Annotated in this window: 21 protein-coding genes; 1 reads left to right on the top strand and 20 read right to left on the bottom strand. The window is 67.3% G+C overall.

The annotated features are described in order from the left end of the window. Window position 1 precedes the first annotated feature (1 nt). From P1U75_RS00330 to P1U75_RS00300, 7 genes are all read right to left on the bottom strand, one after another. Window positions 2-1,018: an amino acid ABC transporter substrate-binding protein gene (locus tag P1U75_RS00330; protein ID WP_300238358.1), complete on the bottom strand. Its 1,017-nt coding sequence runs from the start codon at window positions 1,016-1,018 to the stop codon at window positions 2-4. A gap of 207 nt (window positions 1,019-1,225) precedes the next feature. Continuing rightward, complete coding sequence (locus P1U75_RS00325) at window positions 1,226-1,930, bottom strand: ATP12 family protein (RefSeq protein ID WP_300238355.1); 705 nt, start codon at window positions 1,928-1,930, stop codon at window positions 1,226-1,228. Further along, a complete protein-coding gene (locus P1U75_RS00320; RefSeq protein WP_300238353.1) occupies window positions 1,927-2,601 on the bottom strand; it encodes an HAD-IA family hydrolase in 675 nt (224 codons plus the stop codon). Before P1U75_RS00320 ends, P1U75_RS00325 begins: the two co-directional genes overlap by 4 nt. After that, window positions 2,598-3,641 (bottom strand): RluA family pseudouridine synthase, encoded by a 1,044-nt coding sequence (locus P1U75_RS00315; protein ID WP_300238351.1) that lies wholly within the window; start codon window positions 3,639-3,641, stop codon window positions 2,598-2,600. Before P1U75_RS00315 ends, P1U75_RS00320 begins: the two co-directional genes overlap by 4 nt. Continuing rightward, window positions 3,638-4,018: a fluoride efflux transporter CrcB gene (gene crcB / locus P1U75_RS00310; protein WP_300238349.1), complete on the bottom strand. Its 381-nt coding sequence runs from the start codon at window positions 4,016-4,018 to the stop codon at window positions 3,638-3,640. The genes P1U75_RS00315 and crcB overlap by 4 nt, the downstream gene beginning before the upstream one ends. 43 nt (window positions 4,019-4,061) lie before the next feature. Next, window positions 4,062-5,384 (bottom strand): replication-associated recombination protein A, encoded by a 1,323-nt coding sequence (locus P1U75_RS00305; RefSeq protein ID WP_300238347.1) that lies wholly within the window; start codon window positions 5,382-5,384, stop codon window positions 4,062-4,064. A gap of 3 nt (window positions 5,385-5,387) precedes the next feature. After that, window positions 5,388-6,782 (bottom strand): trypsin-like peptidase domain-containing protein, encoded by a 1,395-nt coding sequence (locus tag P1U75_RS00300; protein WP_300238344.1) that lies wholly within the window; start codon window positions 6,780-6,782, stop codon window positions 5,388-5,390. Between the two features lie 151 nt (window positions 6,783-6,933). On the opposite strand from P1U75_RS00300, the gene P1U75_RS00295 reads away from it, so the two are divergent. Further along, complete coding sequence (locus P1U75_RS00295) at window positions 6,934-7,380, top strand: host attachment family protein (protein ID WP_300238342.1); 447 nt, start codon at window positions 6,934-6,936, stop codon at window positions 7,378-7,380. A gap of 90 nt (window positions 7,381-7,470) precedes the next feature. On the opposite strand, the gene rplQ is transcribed toward P1U75_RS00295, so the two are convergent. From rplQ to P1U75_RS00230, 13 genes are all read right to left on the bottom strand, one after another. Further along, a complete protein-coding gene (gene rplQ, locus P1U75_RS00290) occupies window positions 7,471-7,890 on the bottom strand; it encodes a 50S ribosomal protein L17 (protein ID WP_300238340.1) in 420 nt (139 codons plus the stop codon). Between the two features lie 186 nt (window positions 7,891-8,076). Then, window positions 8,077-9,093, bottom strand: a complete 1,017-nt coding sequence (locus P1U75_RS00285) for a DNA-directed RNA polymerase subunit alpha (RefSeq protein WP_300238338.1) — start codon at window positions 9,091-9,093, stop codon at window positions 8,077-8,079. 114 nt (window positions 9,094-9,207) lie between these two features. After that, window positions 9,208-9,597: a 30S ribosomal protein S11 gene (gene rpsK / locus P1U75_RS00280; RefSeq protein WP_300238335.1), complete on the bottom strand. Its 390-nt coding sequence runs from the start codon at window positions 9,595-9,597 to the stop codon at window positions 9,208-9,210. Between the two features lie 15 nt (window positions 9,598-9,612). Further along, the gene (gene rpsM / locus P1U75_RS00275; protein WP_300238332.1) at window positions 9,613-9,981 is read right to left on the bottom strand and encodes a 30S ribosomal protein S13; all 369 of its coding nucleotides are present in this window, start codon (window positions 9,979-9,981) and stop codon (window positions 9,613-9,615) included. Between the two features lie 194 nt (window positions 9,982-10,175). After that, window positions 10,176-10,820, bottom strand: a complete 645-nt coding sequence (locus P1U75_RS00270) for an adenylate kinase (RefSeq protein ID WP_300238329.1) — start codon at window positions 10,818-10,820, stop codon at window positions 10,176-10,178. Next, window positions 10,817-12,193, bottom strand: coding sequence for a preprotein translocase subunit SecY (secY, locus tag P1U75_RS00265; RefSeq protein ID WP_300238327.1), 1,377 nt, complete (start codon window positions 12,191-12,193; stop codon window positions 10,817-10,819). Before secY ends, P1U75_RS00270 begins: the two co-directional genes overlap by 4 nt. 108 nt (window positions 12,194-12,301) lie before the next feature. Beyond that, on the bottom strand, window positions 12,302-12,775 hold the full coding sequence (gene rplO, locus P1U75_RS00260; RefSeq protein ID WP_300238325.1) for a 50S ribosomal protein L15: 474 nt from the start codon (window positions 12,773-12,775) through the stop codon (window positions 12,302-12,304). A gap of 258 nt (window positions 12,776-13,033) precedes the next feature. Beyond that, window positions 13,034-13,795, bottom strand: coding sequence for an enoyl-CoA hydratase/isomerase family protein (locus P1U75_RS00255; protein WP_300238323.1), 762 nt, complete (start codon window positions 13,793-13,795; stop codon window positions 13,034-13,036). Beyond that, a complete protein-coding gene (locus tag P1U75_RS00250; RefSeq protein ID WP_300238321.1) occupies window positions 13,783-15,099 on the bottom strand; it encodes an AMP-binding protein in 1,317 nt (438 codons plus the stop codon). Before P1U75_RS00250 ends, P1U75_RS00255 begins: the two co-directional genes overlap by 13 nt. After that, on the bottom strand, window positions 15,096-15,782 hold the full coding sequence (locus tag P1U75_RS00245) for a TetR/AcrR family transcriptional regulator (RefSeq protein ID WP_300238319.1): 687 nt from the start codon (window positions 15,780-15,782) through the stop codon (window positions 15,096-15,098). Before P1U75_RS00245 ends, P1U75_RS00250 begins: the two co-directional genes overlap by 4 nt. A gap of 89 nt (window positions 15,783-15,871) precedes the next feature. Then, on the bottom strand, window positions 15,872-16,648 hold the full coding sequence (locus P1U75_RS00240) for a 5-oxoprolinase subunit PxpA (protein WP_300238317.1): 777 nt from the start codon (window positions 16,646-16,648) through the stop codon (window positions 15,872-15,874). An 11-nt stretch (window positions 16,649-16,659) separates the two neighbouring features. Further along, window positions 16,660-17,670: a biotin-dependent carboxyltransferase family protein gene (locus P1U75_RS00235; protein ID WP_300238314.1), complete on the bottom strand. Its 1,011-nt coding sequence runs from the start codon at window positions 17,668-17,670 to the stop codon at window positions 16,660-16,662. After that, window positions 17,667-18,431, bottom strand: coding sequence for a carboxyltransferase domain-containing protein (locus tag P1U75_RS00230; RefSeq protein ID WP_300238311.1), 765 nt, complete (start codon window positions 18,429-18,431; stop codon window positions 17,667-17,669). Before P1U75_RS00230 ends, P1U75_RS00235 begins: the two co-directional genes overlap by 4 nt. Between the last annotated feature and the right edge of the window lie 240 nt (window positions 18,432-18,671).

The raw sequence follows: 18,671 nt of genomic DNA, 5'->3' as shown, positions 1-18,671 counted from the left end.
TTTACCGGAACGGCGGTGCGTAGAGCAGCCCGCCATTGGTCCATTGCGCGTTCAGACCGCGCGCCAGGCCAACCGGAGTGTCCTCGCCGATGTTCTTGGCAAAGATCTCGGCATAGTTGCCGTTCGCCGCGATCGCACGCTTGGCCCATTCGGCATCCAGGCCGAGCATTTCGCCCAGGGTGCCTTCGGTGCCCAGCATGCGGTTGATCTCGGGGTTGTTGGTGCCCTTGGCCAGTTCCTCGATGTTGGCCGAGGTGATGCCATATTCCTCAGCCGCGATCAGCGCGTTGAGGCTCCAGCGCACAACGTCGCCCCATTCGTTATCGCCATGGCGGACAAGCGGGCCGAGCGGCTCTTTCGAGATGATCTCGGGCAGCAGAACGTGATCGCCCGGCGCCTCGAATGTGGCGCGCGTCGCGGCCAGACCGGAGGCGTCAGTGGTGTAGACGTCGCAGGCACCGGCAAGGTACTGCTGCTGCGCCTCCGCGTTGGTTTCGATCGGTACCGGCTCGTAGCTGATGTTGTTCGAGCGGAAGAAGTCCGCCAGATTCAGCTCGGTGGTGGTGCCGGTCTGGATGCAGACGGTGGCGCCGTCCAGTTCCTTGGCCGAGCTGACGCCCAGACCCTTGGGAACCATGAAGCCCTGACCGTCGTAGTAGTTCACGCCGACGAATTCGAACTTGAGGTCGACATCGCGCGAGAAGGTCCAGGTCGTGTTCCGGGCCAGCAGGTCGATCTCGCCCGAGGCCAGCGCGGTAAAGCGGGTCTTGCCGGTTGTCGGCACGAACTCCACCGCGTTCTGGTCGCCCAGAACGGCTGCGGCAACGGCACGGCAAACGGAAACGTCAAAACCCTTCCACTCCCCGTTCGCATCCGGCGCGGCAAAGCCGACGAGGCCGGTCGTGACGCCGCAGTTCAGCTTGCCGCGCGCCTTGACGTCGTCCATCGTGCCCGCAACGGCTGCACCCGCGGTCAGGCCGGCGACAGTCAGCGCGCCCAAAAATACGGATTTTTTCATTTTCACCTCTTCCTGATTTTGCCGCCTCCCGCAGGGGCAGCATGTCCGGCAGGTACGCCGGTTCCCATGCTGAATGGGTTCCTCCCTTTCAGCACCCACGAGTGTGGGCGGATTCATCAACAAACGTCAAGGGTTGGATCAAGACATCGGATGGCTTCGCGTAACGCTTTCCGCTTGGTCAGCCAATTTCGCGTAACCCATGATCACTTATGCAAAATCATGGAATGCCTTGGCATGCACAAAGGCCGCCCGCTTGTGCGCCTCGCTCGCCGTGGCCTCGTCGTCCGAGCCCCAGTGCTCCTCCTGCCAGCGCTCATCCAGCCGTGACATTTCCCACAGGGCGTCTGTATCGCGCCAGCCTTTCGCCGTGGCAAAGCCCAGAACCAGCGACCCCGACAGGCTGACCAGATCGTGAAACGCCGCCAGCCGGAACGCATCGAGCGCATGCACCTGCGCGCGCAGCCGCGCCAGCGCCTCGGGCGCCTGCGGCTGGTGAATCACGCCACGGCGCGGCTCCAGCCGCGCACCCAGCGCGCGCTCGGCCCAGTCCAGCGCCGGGTCCCAGGTCTCGGCCTGCCGCTCGACCAGGGCCTGCGGGCTCTCGGCGCGGTAGCACAGCAGATCGGAATCGCCGTAGTCAGCCAACATGTCGGCCACTTCCGCATGCTGGGCACGCACCTTGTCGATCGCCGCGTTGGCCGAACGGGTAAAGGGCATCGACAGCGGATCGACCTCGCCGTCCTGCGCCGCCCATTCCCCGGCCACCGCCTCGGCCATCGCCCGGCCGGGCAGGATCAGCGGCGCCTTGGCCGGGGTCTTGATCCGCCGCCCGTCCAGCGCCACGGCATACCCATCGTCGTCTTCCTGGACGCTCACCTCGGTCCAGAACCGTTTCTGCTTCCACTCGCTCATGCTGTCTTTTCCCAGATCCGGTCCAGCGCCGGCGGCAGGTCGTCGACCCTGTGGATCACCGACGCCGCGTTTTTCAGCGCCTCCGGGGCGTGATAGCCCCAGCTGACGCCCAAACCCGCGACCCCCGCCGCGCGCGCCATGTCCATGTCGTAACTGGTGTCGCCCACCATCACCGCCCCGCCGGCATCGACCCCGGTCTCGTCCAGCGCCGCGTGGATCATCGAAGGATGCGGTTTCGACGGGTGATCGTCGGCCACCTGCCGGGTGACGAAATACCGCTCCAGCCCATGCGCCTCGATCAGCGCATCGAGCCCGCGCCGCGACTTGCCCGTCGCCACCCCCATCAGCAGTTCCGGCCGCACCGCCAGCCGCGCCAGCACCTCGGCCACGCCGGGATACAGCGGCGAATGCGCCGCCCCCTGCTCCAGCCGGTGGGCGTGATAGGCCGCCTTGTAGCCCTCGACCAGCCGCGCGCGGATCTCGGCCGCCAGCTCCGGCGCCAGTCGCAGCATGGCGTGATCCAGCGACAGCCCGACGATCGACAGGATCGCCGCCCGCTCCGGCACCGGCAACCCCTCGGCGCCAAAGGCCCCCGTCATCGCCGCCACGATACTGGCCTGGCTGTCCACCAGCGTGCCGTCCACGTCGAAAATCACCAGCCTCAGGTTCACCGGATCGCCTCGAAGGGATCGTCCTCGGCCAGGCTCTCGTCCCAGCCGAAGGTGTCCCAGCTCTGTTTCATATGCTCGGGCAACTCTGCGACAAGGGTGACCGGCTTTTTCGTCACCGGATGCTCGAAAGTCAGGCTGCGGGCGTGCAGGTGCAGCTTCTTGCTGATGATACCGCCGATCTGCGCGCCCCAGCCTTCGCCCATGTTCTCCTGCCCGGAGCCGCCATACTTGCCGTCACCGACGATCGGATGGCCCATCTCGGCCATATGCGCGCGCAGCTGGTGGGTGCGCCCGGTCAGCGGCTCCAGCGCCACCCAGGCCGCGCGCCCCGCAACCCGGTAGAGCGTCGCGTAAAGCGTATGCGCCCGCTTCGCTCCCGGCGTGCTGTCGATGTCGCGCGGATGCACCGCGATCATCTTCTCGCCCTCGCCGCCCTTGCCGTGGCCCGGCGCCTTGACCAGCCCGGCCTTGATCTCGCCCAGGTAGGGGGTCGGCACGCCGGCGACCAGCGCCCAGTAGATCTTGCGGGTCTCGCGGTGCCGGAACGCCGCCGTCATCCCCGCCGCCGCCTCGCGCGTACGCGCCAGAACCAGCACGCCCGAGGTGTCCTTGTCCAGCCGGTGCACCAGGCGCGGCTTCTCGTCATAGCCAAAGCGCAGCGCTTCGCTCAGCCCATCCACGTGCTTTGTCGTGCCGCTGCCACCCTGCACCGCCAGCCCCGGCGGTTTGTTCAGCGCGATGATATGGTCGTCGCGGTAGATCACGCAGTCGCGGATCATCTTCGCGTCGGCATCGGACACATGCGTGCGCACCGGCGCCGGCTTGTGATCGGCATCGGGCAGCGGCGGGATGCGCACCTGCTGGCCCACCTGCAGCCGCGTCGCCGGTTTGACCCGCCCGCCATCGACGCGCAACTCGCCCTTGCGGCACATCTTTTCGATCCGGCCCTGGCTCACATGCGGGAACAGCCGCCGCAGCCAGCGGTCCAGCCGCTGGTCGCCGTCGCCCTCTTCCACCGGAATCATCTGCACCCCGCTCATGCCAGTACCCCGCGCGTTACCATCATGCCCAGCGCCAGCGCCAGGATCGAGACCACCACCGACAGGGCGACATAAAGCGCCGCCTGCCCCAGGTCGCCGCGCTCGATCAGGTTCACCGCCTCCAGCGAAAAGGTCGAAAAGGTGGTGAACCCGCCCAGCATGCCGGTCATCACCAGCGGGCTCAGGTGCGTCAGCCCCTTGTGCGCCGCCGCCACCACGAACACCCCCATCAGGAGGGATCCCAGCACGTTGACCGTCAGGATCGCCACCGGAAAGCCGGTATGCCCCAGCATCCGCACGATCCCCAGCCCCGCGAGATAGCGCAGCGAGGCGCCGATCGCCCCGCCCAGCGCCACATATGTAACCGATTGCATCATGGCCGGTCTGTCGCGCGGCAGGGGGCCGGAGTCAAGCGGCGGCTCAGTTTCCCTGCCGCTGCAGCCGCAGCTTGGCGAAATACTCCAGCCGCTTTTTCAACTCGCGCTCGAACCCGCGCTCCACCGGGCTGTAGATCACCGGCCGCTTGACCCCCTCGGGGAAATAGTTCTGCCCTGAAAACCCGTCCTCGGCGTCATGGTCATAGGCATAGCCGGCGCCGTATCCCTGCTCCTTCATCAGCCCGGTGGGCGCGTTCAGGATATGCTTGGGCGGCGGCGCGCTGCCGGTCTTCTTGGCCAGTTGCCGCGCCATCTTGTAGGCCGCGTAGCCGGCGTTGGATTTCGGCGCCAGCGCCAGATAGATCACCGCCTGCCCCAGCGCCAGCTCGCCCTCGGGCGAGCCCAGCCGCTCATAGGTTTCCCAGGCGTGCAGGCAATGGGTCTGCGCCTGCGGATCGGCGAGGCCAATATCCTCGACCGCCATCCGGGTGATCCGGCGCGCAAGATAACGGGGATCCTCGCCCCCCTCCAGCATTCGCGCGAACCAGTAAAGCGCTGCCTCCGGGTCCGACCCGCGCACCGATTTGTGCAGCGCCGAGATCAGGTTGTAATGCTCGTCGCCGGATTTGTCGTATTTTGCCGCCCGCCGCATCAGCCGGGTCGCCAGCTGATCCGGCGTCAGCTTGCCCGCGACAGTCCAGGCCATCACCTGTTCGATCAGGTTCAGCGCCGCGCGCCCGTCGCCGTCGGCCATCTCCAGCAGCGCCTCGCGCGCCGGGCCATCCAGCGGCAGCGGGCGGCCGATCTCCTGTTCCGCGCGCTGGGTCAGCCGCTCCAGTTCCGCCAGGCTCAGCCGCGCCAGCACCAGCACCTGCGACCGGCTCAACAGCGCCGCGTTCAGTTCGAACGAGGGGTTCTCGGTGGTGGCGCCGATCAGCAGGATGGTGCCATCCTCCATATACGGCAGGAACCCGTCCTGCTGCGCCTTGTTGAAGCGGTGGATCTCGTCCACGAAAAGCAGCGTGCCCTGGCCGTTTCCGCGCCGCATCCGGGCCGCCTCGAACACCTTCTTGAGGTCCGGCACGCCGGTGAAAATGGCGCTGATCTGGACGAAATGCAGGTCGCTTTCCGCCGCCAGCAGCCGCGCGATGGTGGTCTTGCCCACCCCCGGCGGCCCCCAGAGGATCAGCGACGACAGCGAGCCTGCCGCCAGCATCGCGCCCAGCGGCCCGTCCTCGCCCAGGATCTGCGTCTGCCCGATCACCTCGCCCAGCGTCTGCGGCCGCAGCCGGTCGGCCAGCGGCCGGGTTTTCGCCGGGGCGGCCTCGCCCCCTGCCGTATCGCCTGAATCGAACAGATCCGCCATCCGCTAGAGCCGGAACCGCAGGCGCAGGCGCTGACCGCGCCGCAGCAGGTCCATCTTGAGCCATCGGCCCGGATCGCTGAGCGCGCGGCGCACATCGCGGGGCCGCGCGATCGCGGCATCGTTGATCGCGGCGATCACATCGCCCTGCTTCAGCCCCGCCCGCGCGCCGTAAGGGCCCGGATCGGTCACCACCACCCCCTCGCTCGACAGTGGCAGACCGAGCCGCGCGATCACCGCCGGGTTGGCGCGGGCCACCGACAGCCCCGGCACAACGGTTTTTTCGTCCAAAGTCACCGCCTCGGCGGGCGGATCGTCGGGCGCGGCGATCATCTCGACCGCGATCTCCTCGGTTCGCCCGTCGCGCGCACGGGTCACCTGCGCCCTGGCCCCGATCCCCCGCACCGTCATCCGGAACACCATTTCCGGCGGCGAGTTCACCGGCTGGCCATCGACGTCGGTGATCACGTCGCCCACCTCGAAGCCGGCCTTGCGGAACGGGCTTTCCGGGTGCAGGTCCGAGATCACAATCCCCTCGGGCAGGCTCATCCCGAGCGACTGGGCAAGATCGGAGTCCACCGGTTGCCCTGCCATTCCGGCCCAGGGCCGCTCGAACACCGTGTTGCCGTCCTCGGCCTGCTTGACGAACTGTGCCACCAGGTTGGCCGGGATCGCAAAGCCGATCCCGTTCGAGCCACCCGACCGGCTGAGAATGCGGCTGTTGATGCCGATCACCGCGCCGTTCACGTCGATCAGCGCCCCGCCGGAGTTACCGGGGTTGATCGGCGCGTCGGTCTGGATGAAATAGCCGCGTGCATTGCCGGTCGCCGCGCCGGAGCGCGCCAGCCCCGACACGATGCCGCTGCTCACGGTCTGGCCGACGCCGAACGGATTGCCGATCGCCAGCACCAGTTCGCCCACCTCGACGTGATCGGAATCGCGCAGCGGCAAATAGGGCAGCCCGCTGGCTCCGTCCAGCTGAAGGATCGCCAGATCCGCCTCCTTGTCAGACAGCACCACATGGGCCTCGTATTCCTGCCGGTCAGAGGTGACCACGCGGATATCGGTGGCCTGCCCGACCACGTGGTAATTCGACACCACGATGCCGTCCGCCGCCAGGATCACCCCCGAGCCGAGCGAATTCTGCACCCGCGGGCGCGGCGTGCCGAAGCCGCGGAACAGGTCGGCAAAGAACGGATCGCCCGCAAACGGGCTGTCCTGAACCTGGGTGACGATCCGGGCATAGATGTTGACCACCGCCGGCGCCGCGCGCTTGACCACGGGCGCAAAGCCCAGAGAGATCTCGGCCTGCGATTGCGGCACGCGGGTCTCGGCCCGCACCGGACCCATCGGCGCTGTGGCCAGCGCAAGGCCCAGTGCGATCATCAGAAAGCGGAACATCGGCGCCTCCATTTTCGGTTGCCGTCGATATGCGCCCCGCCTGTCGCGATTGCAAGCTGCCGCGCAAACCGTCACGGGGGGCGGTACGGCGCTTTACCCCGGGGCCGCCGCGCAGATACACTCGCCGGGACAGACGAAAAGGAGGAGGTACATGGCCAAACTGACGAACGGAACCTGGATCGTCGTGGCGGACAGCGAAAAGGCGCTGTTGATGCGCAACCTGACCGATCACGCCGATCCCAATTTCGAGGTCATCTCCCGCGAGGAGCAGCCCGAGGTCGCCGACAACGCCGACCGTCCGGGCCGGCGCGCCGATACCGGCCCGGGCCAAAGCTCGGCGATGGAACAATCGGACTGGCACGTGCTGGCCCGCGACAGATTCGCCAAGGACCTGGCCGGGATTCTCTATGGCCATGCCCACAAGGGCGCCTATGCCCACCTGGTGATCGCCGCCGCCCCCGACCTGCTGGGCAAGCTGCGCGACGAGCTGCACCCGGAGGTGAAATCCAGGGTGGTGGCCGAGATCCCCAAGAACATGGCCAACCACACAATCCGCGACCTGGAACGCCTGATCAAGGCGGACCTCGACGCGCCCTAGGCAACAGGACGACGGGCAACCGGACGACACGAAAAAGGGGCGCCGCCCGTTCCGGCAGCGCCCCTGAAACTGTCAGACCTCGGACCGGAATTAATCCTCCAAGGCCTCTTCGGCCGCAACACGGGCCTTGTCGCCCGCGCCCTTGGCATCGACATCGCGGTCGACGAACTCGATGATTGCCATCGGCGCCATGTCGCCATAACGGAAGCCGGCCTTCAGAACCCGGATGTAACCGCCCTGGCGGTCCTTGTAGCGCGGGCCGAGGATCTCGAACAGCTTGGCAACGTGCTGGTCCTGCTTGAGCCGGGCGGCGGCCTGGCGGCGGGCATGCACATCGCCGCGCTTGGCCAGCGTGATCAGCTTTTCGACGATCGGGCGCAGTTCCTTGGCCTTGGGCAGGGTGGTCTTGATCTGTTCGTGTTCGATCAGCGACCCGGCCATGTTGGCGAACAGCGCCTTGCGGTGTTCATGGGTGCGGTTGAGGCGGCGATAGCCACGAGCGTGACGCATTTTCTATTCTCCAAATCGTGCCCTCTACGGGCGGTTTTGCTTTGTCCGTCCGGCGATGCGTGTCACCGGCTCTCCTTGGGGCGGTTGCCCATGTCATTCCCCGGATATCCCGGGCATTCGCGGCGGGCCGGGCGAACGCCCGGCCTGCCCCGTTTTCGTGGACCGGGCTTCAGCCCGGCACGCCGATCAGAACGTGTCTTCGAACTTCTTGGCCAGATCCTCGATATTGTCCGGCGGCCAGTCCTCGACATCCATGCCCAGGTGCAGCCCCATGCCCGAGAGCACTTCCTTGATCTCGTTCAGCGACTTGCGGCCGAAGTTCGGGGTGCGCAGCATCTCGGCTTCGGTCTTCTGGATCAGGTCGCCGATGTAGACGATGTTGTCGTTCTTCAGGCAGTTGGCGGAGCGGACCGACAGTTCCAGCTCGTCCACTTTCTTGAGCAGGAGCGGGTTGAACTCCAGCCCTTCGTCCTCTTCGCCGCGGCCGGCGGCCTCGGGCTCTTCGAAGTTGACGAAGATCGAAAGCTGATCCTGCAGGATGCGCGCGGCATAGGCCACCGCGTCGTCCGGCGTGACCGATCCGTCTGTCTCCAGCTTCATGGTCAGCTTGTCATAATCCAGCACCTGGCCCTCGCGGGTCGGCTGCACGTCATAACTGACCCGCTTCATCGGCGAATAGATCGCGTCGATCGGGATCAGGCCGATCGGCGCATCCTCAGGCTTGTTCTTCTCGGCCGAGACATAGCCCTTGCCGGTGTTGACCGTCAGTTCCATGAACAGGTCGGCGCCGTCGTCGAGGTGGCAGATCACGTGATCGCGGTTCAGGATGGAGATGCCCGCGCTCTCGCTGATGTCACCGGCGGTGACCACGGCCGGCCCCTTGGCGCTGATCGAAAGACGCTTGGGGCCTTCGACCTCCATGCTCAGCGACACGCCCTTGAGGTTGAGGATGATGTCGGTGACATCCTCGCGCACGCCGGCGACGCTGGAAAACTCGTGCAGCACGTTGTCGATCTGCACGCTGGTGATGGCGGCGCCCTGCAGGGACGACATCAGGATGCGGCGCAGCGCGTTGCCCAGCGTCAGCCCGAAACCGCGCTCCAGCGGCTCGGCCACGACGGTGGCCTGGCGCGCGGGATCGTTGCCCGGCTTGACCTCAAGCTGCGTCGGCTTGATCAGTTCAGCCCAGTTTTTGTGGATCATGCGGTCCCTCCATTCCTGTCTGTGCTCCATGTCCGTAAAGCGCAGACGCCCGAGGTTTAAAATGACGGATCGGGGCCGTGCATCCGCGCGGCCCCGTCAAAACTGTCCTTGCCCTTAGACCCGGCGGCGCTTCGGAGGGCGGCAGCCGTTGTGCGCAATCGGGGTCACATCACGGATCGAGGTGATGTTGAACCCGACGGCAGCCAGCGCACGCAGCGCCGATTCACGGCCCGAACCGGGGCCCTGCACTTCGACTTCCAGCGTTTTCACGCCGTGATCCTGGGCTTTCTTGCCAGCGTCCTCGGCCGCCATCTGGGCGGCGTAGGGGGTGGATTTCCGCGACCCCTTGAAGCCCATGGTGCCGGCGGACGACCATGCGATCGCGTTGCCTTGCACGTCCGAGATCAGGATCTTGGTGTTGTTGAACGAGCTGTTCACATGCGCCACGCCGGCGGCGATGTTCTTGCGCTCTTTCTTCTTGGTACGAGTCTTTTCGCGTGCCATTGATCGAACCCTCCCTTACTTCTTCTTGCCGGCAATGGCCTTTGCGGGGCCTTTGCGGGTGCGAGCGTTGGTGTGGGTGCGCTGACCGCGCACGGGGAGGTTGCGGCGATGGCGCAGACCGCGATAGCAGCCAAGGTCCATCAGGCGCTTGATGTTCATCTGGGTCTCGCGGCGCAGGTCGCCTTCGACGGTAAAGTTGGCGTCGATATGCTCGCGGATCTGCAGAACCTCGGAATCGCTCAGCTCGTTGACCCGGCGGGCATGGTCGATGCCGACCGCGTCGCAGATCGCCCTGGCCGAGGCGTTGCCGATTCCGGTGATATAGGTGAGGGCGATGGGAACCCGTTTGGCAGTCGGGATGTTTACGCCGGCAATACGTGCCACGTGTCACTTTCCTTTCGTTGCGGTTCCGTAACTCCAGAACCTTTTTTCACAACGATTGACCTTGGCAGTGGGGCCAGCGGGTCAGCCGTTTATGAGGTGATCGGCGGGGCGGGCGAATCCCGCGCCGCGCCTTTGATTCCCTTGCGGGATGCGGGTCGATATGGGGTTTTGACCGCGCGGTCAACCCCCCGCAGTTACTTGTCCAGCGCCGCCGCGATCGCGCCGCGCACGGTATCGATCTCGCCCAGCCCGTCGATCCGGGTCAGATTGCCCTTGGCGTAGTAATAGCCGATCAGCGGCGAGGTCTTCTTGTAGTATTCCATCAGCCGGGTGCGCAGGCTGTCCTCGTTGTCGTCGGCACGGCGCTTGAACTCGGTTCCGCCGCAGTTGGAGCATTTGCCGTTCGGCGGGATCGGCTTGGTGATGTCATTGTAGACCTCGCCGCAACTGCCGCAGGTCGACCGCGCGGTGATGCGTTGCACCAGCGCCTCGTCATCGACCTCCATCTCGATCACCGCATCCAGGGTCTGGCCCTCGAACTCCAGCAGCTCGCCCAGCGCGTCGGCCTGCGCCAGGGTGCGCGGGAAGCCGTCGAAGATGAAGCCGTTGGCCTTGACCGTCTCCAGCTTCTCGCGGATCAGGCCGATCACGATCTCGTCAGTGACAAGCTGGCCCTTGGCCATGACCTCGGCCACCACCTTGCCCATCTCGGTGCCGCTGTCCTTGGCCTCGCGCAGCATGTCGCCGGTGCTCAGCTGCACCATGCCGCGCTCTTCCACAAGATACCGTGCCTGCGTTCCCTTGCCCGCACCGGGCGGTCCCAGAAGAATGATGTTCATCGCCGTGCCGGCCCCCGTTTGGTGCGTTTCTTGGTTGCCCCCTTGCCGCGCCCGCGCAGCTGCGACTTCTCGATCAGCCCCTCGTACTGATGCGCCAGAAGGTGGCTTTGCGCCTGCTGGATGGTGTCCATGGTCACCGACACGATGATCAGAACCGATGTGCCGCCGAAATAGAACGGCACCGCGAACTGACCGCGCAGGATTTCCGGCAGCAGACAGACCAGCGCGAGATACCCCGAGCCCAGCACAAGGACCCGGTTGACCACGTACTCCAGGTACTCGGCCGTCTTTTTGCCTGGGCGGATACCGGGAACGAACCCGTTCTGGTTCTTCAGGTTGTCGGCCACGTCATCGGGTTTGAACGACACGTTGAAGGTGTAGAAATAGGCGAAGAACACGATCATCGAGACGAAGAACAGCAGATAGAGCGGCTGGCCGGGGCCGAAATTGGCCAGCAGCCAGGACATCACCGGACCGCTCGCCGCACCCGAGGAAAAGGTCGAGATCGTCACCGGCAGCAGCAGCAGCGACGAGGCGAAGATCGCCGGGATCACCCCCGCCGGGTTCACCTTGACCGGCAGATGCGACGAGCCGCCGTCATAGACCTTCATCCCCACCTGGCGGCGCGGATACTGGATGTGGATCTTGCGCAGCGCGCGCTCCATGAACACCACAAAGGTGATCACCGCGATCACCATCAGCACGACGCCGACGATCACCGCCGGGCTCAGCGCGCCCGACCGGCCAGAGGCAAAGAACTGCGCCAGCGCGGCGGGCACCTCGGCGATGATGCCGACGAAGATGATCAGCGAGATGCCGTTGCCCAGCCCGCGCGCGGTGATCTGTTCGCCCAGCCACATAAGGAACATGGTGCCGCCGACCAGGGTGATCATCGTCGAGAAGCGGAAGTAGAGCCCCGGATCGGTGGCCAGATCGCCCGATTCCAGCGACACCGCCAGCCCATAGGCCTGCACCGTGGCCAGCGCCACCGTACCGAAGCGGGTGTATTGGTTGATCTTCTTGCGGCCCTGCTCTCCCTCTTTCTTCAACTGCTCCAGCTGCGGCACCAGCGAGGTCAGCAGCTGCACAATGATCGAGGCCGAGATATAGGGCATGATGCCGAGTGCAAAGATGCCCATCCGCCCCAGCGCACCGCCGGTGAACATCGAAACCATGCCGCCGATGCCCTGCCCCGCGCTTTCCATGAACTCGCGCAGCGCCGCACCGTCGATGCCCGGAACCGGGATGAAGGTGCCCAGCCGATAGACGATCAGCAGGCCCAGGGTGAACAGGATGCGGTTGCGCAGATCGGTGGCCTTGCCAAGGGCGGACCAGCTGGTGTTCGCCGCCATTTGTTCTGCTGCTGATACCATGAAAGAGGTCTCTCTTATGATTGCGCCGCCCTAAGCCGTTTTCCGGCTCGGGCGGCGTCATGGAAAACTGAGATCTATTTAGGCGGCTGGCGCGCCGCCCACAACCGCTTACTCGGCAGCGCCGGCAGTTGTGACCTTCAGCGCGCCGCCCGCAGCCTCGACAGCGGCGATCGCCGACTTCGAGGCGCCGGTGACTTCGATCGTCGCCTTGGCGCTGAACTCGCCCTTGGCCAGGACGCGGATCCCGTCCAGCTTGCGGCGCACCAGCCCCGAGGCGATCAGCGCGTCCTCGGTGATGGCCTGGCCGGCGTCGATCTTGCCGGCGTCGATGAATTTCTGGATCAGCCCGAGGTTCACCACCGCAAAGGATTTGCGGTTCGGCTTGTTGAAGCCGCGCTTGGGCAGACGCTGATAGAGCGGCATCTGGCCGCCCTCATAGCCGTTGATGGCCACACCCGAACGGGATTTCTGACCCTTGATACCGCGACCGGCGGTCTTGCCGGTGCCCGAGCCGGGGCCACGGCCAACGCGTTTGCGGGATTTCGTCGCGCCGGGATTGTCGCGCAGTTCGTGCAGTTTCATATCGCTTCTCCATTGCCGGATGCGCCCCCGAAGCGAACAGGACGACCACGGCGTTTCTTGGTTGTGAGTCGGGCCCATGCGGACCACCGGGGGCGTATAGACGGATGCAGGCCCCGATGCAAGGCCAGGGATCGGCACCGGCCCACAGGGCACCCCCCGCAACCCGCACCCTGCCCGTAGGCCGGGCTTCAGCCCGGCGCACCCCGCAACCCGCGCCCTGCCCGTAGGCCGGGCTTCAGCCCGGCGCACCCCGCCCCCTCAGAAATCCTTCAGCAACCGCGTGGTCTCCGGGTCCATGAAGCCGGCCACCGTCGCCTCGGTCTCCAGCGCCAGCGCCCGGTTCAGGTCGGTCTGGCCGGCGGCGTTCAGCACCCGCTTCATCGCCCGCACCGCCAGCGGCGGCAGCGCCGCCAGCCGTTCGGCCACCGCCACGGCCTGCGTCATCAGCTCCGAATCCGGCGCCACCCGCCAGGCCACGCCCAGGTCCTTCAGCTCGGCGGCGTCATAGCGTTCGCCCAGCATCAGCATTTCCCGCGCCTTGGCGATCCCCACCATCGCCGGCAACAGCGAGGTCACCGCCCCGGTCACGAAGAGGTTCAGCGACACCTCGGGAAAGAACCCCTTCGCACTCTCGCCCCAGATCGGGAAGTCGCAGTTGATCGCCCATTCGAACCCGCCGCCCACGGCCCAGCCGTTGATCGCGCCGACCACCGGCTTGGCGCCGAAGGTGATCGCATGGGTGGCCCGCTGGATCGCGTTCACCAGGTCGCGCGCCTGCTCTTCCGTCTCGGGATGCACGTGTTCGCGCCGGTCGTCGCCGGCGCAGAACGCCTTGCCCGTGCCGGTGAACACGATGGCCCGCGTATCCGGGTCCGCGTTGGCATCGTCAAACGCCCGCGCCACATCCTCGATCAATTGCCGGTTCATCGCGTTCAGGCTGCCCGGACGGTTCAGCGCGATGACCCGCACCCCGTTTTCGCCCGGCGTGCTCAACACCGTCTCATAGGTCAATTCGCGCATCTTGTCCCCCGTATCACCCGTTTGGTCTTTCCTTCGGTGCGCGGGAAACTTCCCGCCGTCCGCACATCTACCCGCGCCGTCGCCCCCAGCCGCGCCTTGATCGCCTGTTCCACCCGCGCCGCGAGGTCGGGCGTCTGCGCGCCCTCCTCGGCCAGTTCCACCGCCACCGGCAGGACGTCATAGGGCGGCGGTCCGGACAACTCGATCCGGTACTCGCCCGACAGCGCGTCAAAGCCGTTGACCACCGCCGCCACCATGCTGGGAAACATGTTCAGCCCGCGCACCACCACCATATCGTCCGACCGCCCCACCACCGAGAAGCGGAACCCGGTCCGCCCGCAGGAACAGGGAGCGGTCACCGCGATGCGGATGATGTCGCCGGTGCGGAACCGCACCAGCGGCTGGCAATCGCGCAACAGATGGGTCAGCACCAGCTCCCCCTCCTGCCCCGCCTCGATCGGCAGCGGCGCGGCGCTGTCCGGGTCGATCAGCTCGGGATAGAGCACATCGGCCGCCATGAAATGCAGGTGGGAATCGTCCTCGCATTGCGCCGCGAAGTTCGAGAACACGTCCGACACGCCGTAATTGGCATTCCTCGGCTCCATCCCCCAGGTCTCGCGCAGCCGGGCGCGGAACGCCGGATCGTCCAGCCCCGGCTCACCGCCGAACAGGCCCAGCCGCAGCCCCAGATCGCGCGGCGTGATCCCCGGAAACTTCTCCGCGATCACCCGCTCCAACACCGCCGGATAGGACGGCGTGCAGGAAATCGCCGTCACCCCCAGCTCTCGGATGGTTCGCACCAGAAGCTCGGTCGCGCCGACGCCAAAGGGCACCACCAGCGCCCCGGTCGCCTCCAGCGTCATGTGATCGGTCAACCCGCCCATCCACATCTGATAGTTCAGGCAATGCACCACCGTATCCTCGGCGGTCAGCCCGGCGGCGGCATGGCAGCGCCCGCCCACCTCCTGCGTCACCGCCGCATCCCGCGCCGACAGCGCCAGGTTCATCGCCTGCCCGGTGGTGCCCGAGGTCCGGTGCAGCCGATTCACCGCCCGCCGCGCCGAGGCCAGGTAGGAGCCGAACGGCGGATGATCGGCCTGCGATTGCCGCAACATCGCCTTGTCCGACAGCGGCAGTTCGGGCAGATCCTCCAGCCGCTCCGGCGGCGCCTGCCCGGCCCAAAGCGCGCGGTAAAACGCCGAATGCTCCACCACATAGCCCCGCTGCGCCTGCCAGAGCGCGGCGACTTGGGGCGCAAGTTCGCTCCACGGCATCCGCTCGGCCCCCTTGAGGCATCCGCTCATACCTGCATCCCCCGCTCCCAGATCAGGTCCAGCGTGTCGAGCACCGCCGCCTCGTCACCCGACACCGCCAGCAGCGCCGGGTCCTCCGAAAGCAACAGGCTGGACAGGTACTGGTCCACCATGCCCCCCAGCGCATAGGCGCGGCGCAGCAGCTCGTCCCGCGCGATCGTCCCGGACCGGCCCTGCCGCGCCAGGTCCCGCTCGACCGAGGACACCACGCCCTCCAGCCAGTCGCGGTTGAACCTCTGGAACGCCGCGCGCGCCTCGGGAAAGCCGTCGAGGTGATGCACGAGACAGCGCATCAGACCCCGGTTGTCGCGGAACAGCGCGACATAGGCCCGGGTCGCCGCCCGCACCGGATCGTCCGGCTGCGCCCGGCTGGCCGCCCGCATCGCCGCCCGGGCATAGCCGACGAACCCGGTCAACAGATCGTCCAGCAACAGGCGGCGATCGCTGAAATAGACATAGAACGCCCCGTTGGAGAGGCCCGCCTGCCCGCAGATCGCCGAAATGGTCAGATCCTGGGGGGTGTGGTCGTCCAACAGCGCGCAGACCGCCCCGAGCATGGCCGCGCGCGTGCGCTCGCCCTTCGGCTGATCCGCCGCCTGCGCCGCCAGAAACGCGGCATAGGCATAACGCCGGGCTGACGCACCGGCTTGTCTCGTGCTGGCAAAAGCGGGCATGATTCCTCAAAACTGAAACTGAATTCATTTTCACTTTTGATTCCCGCCCCACCAATTGCAAGCCTTTTCTGCACATGCGCCAGCGGGCGTCAGCCCGCCTCGCGCCCGCCGAACTGGCGAATGGCGACACCGCCCGCCTCCAGGCTGGCGCGCACCGCCCGGGACAGCGCCACCGCCGTCGGCGTGTCCCCGTGCAGGCAGATGGTATCGATCGCCGCCGGGATGCGCTTGCCGCTCTCGGTGATGATCGCCCCCTCCTCGACCATCTGCCGCATGCGCGGTCCGACGATCTCGGGCGCGTGGATGACCGCGCCGGGCTTGCTGCGGTCCACCAGCGTGCCATCGTCGTTATAGGCCCGGTCGGCAAAGATCTCGCCGGCCCAGCGACAGCCCAGATCGCGCACCGCGCGCTCCTGCGCGGTCGAGGCCAGCACCATCACGATGATCTCGGGATCCACCGAAAGCGCCGCCGCGTAGCAGGCCCGCGCCAGCTCCGCATCCTCCGAGGCCATGTTCGACAGCGCCCCGTGCAGCTTCAGATGCCGCACCTGCACCCCCAGCGCCTGCGCCATCCCCTTCGCCGCGCCAAGCTGATAGCGGATCATGTTCTCCAGCGTTTCGCGCGGAACATGCATCCGCCGCCGCCCGAACCCCTGAAGATCGTCGAACCCCGGATGCGCGCCGATCCCCACCCCTCCCGAGGCCGCCGCGCGCATGGTGCTGGCCATCACATCCGGGTCGCCCGCGTGAAAGCCGCAGGCGATATTGGCCGAGCTGATGACATGCAAAAGCGCCGCGTCATCGCCCATGGGCCAGGCGCCAAAGCTTTCGCCCATATCGGCGTTCAGATCGACGGATTTGGTCATTCGCTGTCTCCTTACGGCTCGTGATGGGCCGAGACTGCCCCGCTGATCAACTGATAGCCCAGCAGATCGGGAATGTCGCCCGGATGCCGCACCAGCGGCCGCGGCGCGCGCCGCAACCCGGCCAGGTGGCTCGCATGCCGCGCCTCGGCCTCCAGCGCCACCGCCCGGCTGACGAAGCAAAACCGCAGCGGCGCCCCCGCCGGCGCCTGCGCCACCTTCGGCAGGTCGCAGGGAATCACCGTGCCGATGCGCGGATAGCCGCCCGTGGTCTGGCATTCCGGCAGCAGCACAAAGGGGCGCCCGTCGCCGGTCATCTGGATATCGCCGGGCACGATCACCTCCGACAGGATCGCCAACTGCCCCTCTGCGGCGAACCCCTCGCCCGGACAATCGAGCGCCACCCCCATCCGGTTGGCCCGCCCGCCCCGGACAAATTCCGTCGCCTCGAACCGCGCCCGCACATCCAACGCGAACAGCGGCGTCTGCACCCCCTCGACCACGCGCAGCGCCCCGCCCGAGAACCGGTCCGCGACCTCCAGCGCAAGCCCGGTCTCGCCGCCGCGATCCCGCCCCGCCGGCAGCTGATCCCCCGCCGCCACCGCCCGGCCCAGACCGGCGGCCAGATGCACCGCCCGCGCGCCCAGAACCCTTGGCGTATCAATCCCGCCACCCAGGTGCAGATAGCCATAGCAGCCCGCGCGCACCGCCCCGAGGCTCAGACGCTGCCCGGCCATCAGCGCATGGCTGGCGTTCCAGGCCACGCGGGCGCCGTCGATCTCGGCCGCCATCGGCGCGCCGGTCAGCGCGATGCGCAGATCACCCTCGGCCTCGAACACACCGCCGAACCCGGCGATCTCCAGCGCGGCAAGCCCGGCATCCTGCCCCAGCAGCGCCGCCCCCTCGACCAGCGCCAGCGGGTCCGCCGCCCCGCCGCGCGACAGCCCCTGGCCCAGAAAACCCGGCCGGCCCGGATCCTGCACCGTGCAGGCCGGCCCCGCCTGATGCACCCGCAACCCGCTCATTCCGCGATCTCCCCGATCACGGCGCCGCCCGCGCCATCCGTCGCGCGTGCGGCGATCCGCAGGAACTCCGGCTTGCTGACCGGCTCGAACAGCATCTCGTCGCCCGGCCGCAGCGCAAAGGGCGCCGCCGCCTCGGGCCTGAAACAGCGAAACGCGGTCTGCCCCACATGGCGCCAGCCGGTCGGCGAGGACGCGGCAAAAAGGACGAACTGGCGCACCGCCAGCACCAGCGCCCCCACCGGCACCTGTGCCGTCAGCGCGGTCTGCCGCGGCAGATCCCAGTCCGCGCCCAGCGGCCCGAGATAGGGCTGCCCGGGTGCGAAACCGATGGTCAGCACCCGCACCCGCGTCGTGCCCAGATCGGCAATGGCCGCCTCCACACCCATCCCGGCCGCCGCCGCCGCCTCCTCCAGCTGCGGCGCCAGATCGGTGCCATAGAGGGTGGGCACCCGGATCAGACGCCGCCCCCCGGGCAGGGCCGCCGCGTACCAGTCGCGCGCCGCCAGCAGCCCCTGCAGCCAGTCGCTCAGCGCATCATGGGAAAGAACCTCGGGATCGAACCGCAGGAACACCGAGGCGAGCGAGGTCGCGGTCTCCGCGATCCCGGCCTTGCGCTCCGCCTCGACAGCGGCGCGAAAGGCCAGCGCGGCGCGATTTGCCGGCTCCTCCAGCCGGTCGGAAAAGCTCACCAGCATCCCCGACAGCCCGACCGGGCGCAGCGCCGGAAACCCGGGTCGGATCTGCCGGTCATTGGCGGTCATTCAAAGCCTCTCTCCTGCACCCGTGCAGGAGTACGGCAGCCGGGCGGCGAGGCGCAAGCTTTCCGCGCATCCCGCCCCTTCGCGCGACGCGTCCCAAAGGGCGAGCGCCTGCCCGTGGGGTGGCGCCCGAAACGGTCGGGCGGAGCACTTTATCCCGGCAAAGCACATCTTCGCCGGGAGTGGCACGCCCGGATTGCCAAAGCGCCAGCCCGCCGGAACGGGCAGGCGCTCGCCCGGCGC

Source organism: Antarcticimicrobium sp., assembly GCF_029212575.1.
Lineage (GTDB): Bacteria > Pseudomonadota > Alphaproteobacteria > Rhodobacterales > Rhodobacteraceae > Antarcticimicrobium.
This window is presented reverse-complemented; position numbering and strand designations above follow the sequence as displayed.